The sequence below is a fragment of the Cellulosimicrobium cellulans genome, from assembly GCF_006539945.1.
Taxonomy (GTDB): Bacteria; Actinomycetota; Actinomycetes; order Actinomycetales; family Cellulomonadaceae; genus Cellulosimicrobium; species Cellulosimicrobium cellulans.
Genome location: NZ_BJNZ01000052.1, coordinates 1 through 3,077, shown reverse-complemented (window position 1 = coordinate 3,077; position 3,077 = coordinate 1). Strand labels below are relative to the sequence as shown.

General features: G+C 76.6%; 2 protein-coding genes and 1 pseudogene. All 3 read left to right on the top strand.

Features of this window, described 5'->3' with window-relative positions:
- Positions 1 to 1,459, top strand: a 1,459-nt coding sequence (locus CCE02nite_RS20235) for an acyltransferase family protein (protein ID WP_141391375.1), incomplete at its 5' end; no start/stop codon positions are given.
- Positions 1,460 to 1,668: 209 nt separating this feature from the next.
- The gene (locus tag CCE02nite_RS20695; RefSeq protein WP_141391374.1) at positions 1,669 to 2,715 is read left to right on the top strand and encodes a DUF2189 domain-containing protein; all 1,047 of its coding nucleotides are present in this window, start codon (positions 1,669 to 1,671) and stop codon (positions 2,713 to 2,715) included.
- A 119-nt stretch (positions 2,716 to 2,834) separates the two neighbouring features.
- Positions 2,835 to 3,077, top strand: a pseudogene (locus CCE02nite_RS20825) (hypothetical protein); the annotation flags it as partial.

The following is a 3,077-nucleotide window of genomic DNA, read 5'->3' as shown; positions in this document are numbered from 1 at the left end:
GGGGCTGGCGTCCGCGACCCTCATGGCGCTGCTCTACGCGCCCGGCACCGACCCCACGCGCGTCTACGTCGGCACCGACACCCACCTCTTCGCGCTCATGGCCGGGGCGGCGCTCGCGTTCTGGCACGTGCGACCCGTCCAGCGGCCCGACGGCGACGCCCGGTCCGGCGGCGACGTGCACGCCCTCCTGCCGGGCGGACCGCGCGTGCGCACGCCGCGCGGCCGGCTCGCCGTCCTCGCCGCCGGGGTGGCGGGCGCGGTCGTGCTCGGGGTCGCGGTCGCGACGATGCGCTGGGACGACGCGCTCGCCTACCGCGGCGGGCTGCTCGTGTGCGCCGTCGCCGCGACCGCGGTGCTCAACGCCGTCGTGTGCCTGCCCGGCCTGGGCACGCAGCTCGACCGGGGCCTGCTCGGTTGGGTCGGACGGCGGTCGTACGGGCTCTACCTGTGGCACTGGCCCGTGCTCGTGCTCGCCGCGGCCTCGCTCGGGACCCTGGTCGGTCCCGTGCCGCCGGGCACGGTGCACCCGGTGGTCGTCGTCGTGACGCTCGTCGTGACGGTCGTCGCGGCGGCGCTCTCCTTCCGGTACGTCGAGCGCCCCGTCCTGCGTCGCGGGCTGCGCGGCGCGGCGCGCGACCTCGCGCGCCGGCTCCAGCCGGCGTCCGACGAGGCCGGCCCGCGCGTCCTCTCCAGCCGGGGCTGGGCGCTCGCGGCGTCGTGCGCGCTCGTCCTCGGCCTCTCCGCCGCCGGGGTCGTCACGGCACCCGCCACGACGAGCGTGGAGCAGCAGATCGCAGCGGGGGAACAGGCCGCGCGAGCGACGCAGGCCGCGGACGCCCCGGCAGAGGACGCCCCGGAGGGAGCGGCACCGGCAGGCGGAGCCGGGTCGGACCCGGCCGCTTCGCCCGCACCGGCCCCCGAGCCCGGGGCCGACGAGGTGCCGGCAGCGCCGGTCGCCGCGCCGGCGGGCGACCAGGTCACCGTCGTCGGCGACTCGGTGACGCTCGCGAGCGCGCCCGCGCTCCTGTCCGCGCTCCCGGGCGCCTACGTCGACGGCGCGGTCTCGCGCCAGGTCAAGGACGGACCGGCGGCGGTCGCCGCCGCGCGCGGCGCGGGCGCGCTGCGGCCCTACGTCGTCGTCTCCCTCGGGACGAACAGCACCGCGAGCGCCGCGGCGATGGACGAGCTGCTCGCGGCGATCGGACCCGACCACCGCGTCGTGCTGGTCACCGGGTACGCCGACCGGCCGTGGGTCCCGGGCACCAACGCCGAGATCGTCGCCGCCGCGGGCCGGCACCCCGGCGTGGTCGTCGCGGACTGGTCGGCCGTGGCGGCGGCAGACCCCGCCGTGCTCGGCCCGGACGGCGTGCACCCCACCGACGCCGGCGCGACGACGTACGCGGCGGTCGTCGTCGACGGCCTGACCCGCGCCGCGGCGCTGGGCTCCGCGACGCGCTGACCCTGCTCCACGTCGTGCGGGCACGCGCGTGGCGAGGCGGCGGGTGAGTTCTGCCGCCGCGGCCGTTCCGCCCGGCGTTTCCTCTAGCGCCGTCGGTGGAATCCCGACAGGCTGTAGGGCGACAACGAAATGTGCGACCGACACGCGACGTCCACATCTGGTGCGTGGCGGCGGCTCCACCGCGGCCCGTCGACCGTCCGAGGAGACCCATGAGTGAGAGCACCGCAGGCGGCCCGCCGCGCGACGAGAACGAGCCGCAGCTCCCGTCGGACGTCCCGGCGCCCGAGAACCCGTACGCGGCGGCCGAGCCGCCGGTCCCGCCCCAGGAGCCCACCGCCCAGGAGCCGCCGGCGCCGCAGGCACCTCCCGCACCCCAGGGCCCGCCCGCCCCGCAGACGCCGCCCGGCCCCGCGCAGCCCGCGTCACCGCCCTACGGCGCTCCTCCCGCGGGTGCGTACCCGCCCCCGGCCGGGCCGCCGCCCGCACAGCCGTACGGCCAGCAGCCGCCGGGGCAGCCGCCGTACGGCGGGCAGCCGGGCTACCCGCCGCCGGCCGCGCCGTACGGACAGCAGGGCTACCCGGGGCAGACGGTCCAGGTCCAGGACGCCTTCTCCTACGGCTGGAACAAGTTCACGCAGAACGTCGGGGTCATCCTCGGCGGCGTCCTCACGTACGTCGCCGTGCTGGCCGGCCTGTCGGTCGCCTTCTGGGCGATCCTCGTCGGGACGGCGCAGACGACCGTCGACCCGGTCACGGGCGAGGTCAGCACGGCGGGCGGGTTCGCGTTCGGGTTCGGGACGTTCCTGTTCGTCGCGGTCCTCGTCGTGCTCGGGTTCCTCGTCCAGGCCGCGGTGGTCAACGTGTCGCTCCTGGTCACCCGGGGCAAGAAGCTCGAGTACGCGGACTTCTTCCGGTACCCGAACCTCGGCACCGTGATCCTCGTCGCCCTGCTCATCGGGCTCGCGACGGGCGTGCTGGCCATCACGATCGTGGGACCGATCGTCTTCGTCTTCTTCGCCCAGTTCACGCTGTTCTACGTCATCGACAAGAAGCTCGGCGTCTTCGACGCGTTCAAGGCGAGCTTCACCGTCGTGAGCAGGAACCTCGGCACGGTCGTGCTGCTGTTCCTCGGCGTGTACCTCGCGCAGCTCGTCGGGACGCTCCTGTGCTACGTCGGCCTGCTCGTCGCGCTGCCCGTCGCCCAGATCGCGACGGCGTACGTGTACCGCCGCCTCAACGCCGAGCAGCCCGTCTGAGGAGGGTGGGCGCCGCGGCGCTCGCCGCGCGCCCAGGCCTCTGAGCAGCCAGGATAGGACCGAGCACGTCGAGGACGCGTGCTGCCCGCAGCACGTGACGACGAGGAACGAGGTGCACCATGACGGACCCCACGAACCCGGGCGGTCAGCCGCCCCGCGACGACGAGCCGACGCCGGCGGACGGTTCCGGCACCCCGGAGCAGCCTTCCGGTCCGGGGCCCGACCAGCCGGCGAGCCCGCCCCCCACGGGCCCCGACACGCCTCCGGCCTCGCCGTACGGTCCGGGCGGGGCGACGCCGCAGGACCCGGCCGCACCGCCGTCGGGCCCGCCGGCCTGGGGTGCGCCGCAGGACCCGGCCGCG